The sequence below is a fragment of the Paraburkholderia sp. BR13439 genome (assembly GCF_040948805.1).
GTDB lineage: Bacteria > Pseudomonadota > Gammaproteobacteria > Burkholderiales > Burkholderiaceae > Paraburkholderia > Paraburkholderia youngii.
Genome location: NZ_JBFPKN010000125.1, coordinates 1 through 854, shown reverse-complemented (window position 1 = coordinate 854; position 854 = coordinate 1). Strand labels below are relative to the sequence as shown.

The 854-nt window shown below is 65.9% G+C and carries 1 protein-coding gene; it reads left to right on the top strand.

The annotated features are described in order from the left end of the window. Nucleotides 1-854: AMP-binding protein (locus AB3X96_RS42485; protein WP_368594411.1), on the top strand; the 854-nt coding region annotated here is incomplete at both ends.

The window sequence follows — 854 nt, the reverse complement described above, 5'->3', positions numbered from 1 at the left end:
GGGCGGGGCGTGCGGCGCTGGGCGAGGAGGCGCTCGCTGGCGTGGGGCTGGTGGAGCTGGAGGCGGGGTCGCCGGCGTGGGCCGGGCAGCCGTCATCGGATCCGGATGCGCGCGCGCTGGGCCTGGGCCCGCACCATCTGGCCTATGTGATCTACACGTCGGGCTCCACCGGCACGCCCAAGGGCGTGATGGTTGAACATCGGGGGGTGGTCCGGCTGGTGGCAGGGAGCGATTTCGTCGCAATCTCCCCGCAGGACGTCTTTCTCAACGCCTCCTCGCCGACGTTCGACGCGACGACGTTCGAGGTTTGGGGCGCCTTGGCGAATGGCGCCAGGGTGATGCTCTATCCCGGACGTTATATCTCGACATCAACGTTGGGCCGGATCATCCGCGACCAGGGCGTCACCATTGCCTGGATGACCGCACGGTTATTTGATCTGTATGTAGGGGAGGGGCGAAATACCGGTTCGCTGCAGCAGCTGCTGGTCGGAGGCGAAGAGGTTTCAGCCGCTTCCATTAAGGCATGCAAGAGCCGGCATCCGACGCTGCGGATATCAAATGGCTACGGGCCAACCGAGAACACCACCTTCACCCTCTGCTATCCGGTACCTGCTGGTTTCGATGGCCGGCACCGCGTTCCGATCGGCCGTCCGATTGCGAACACGCGGGTGTATGTGCTGGACGGTCATGGCGAGCCGGTGCCGTTCGGGGCGGTGGGTGAGCTCTACATTGGCGGGGCGGGGGTCGCGCGGGGCTATCTGAACCGCCCCGAGCTGACAGCCGAGCGGTTCATCGCCAGTCCCTTTGTGGAGGGCGATCGGCTGTATCGCACGGGGGATCTGGCGCGGTACCTG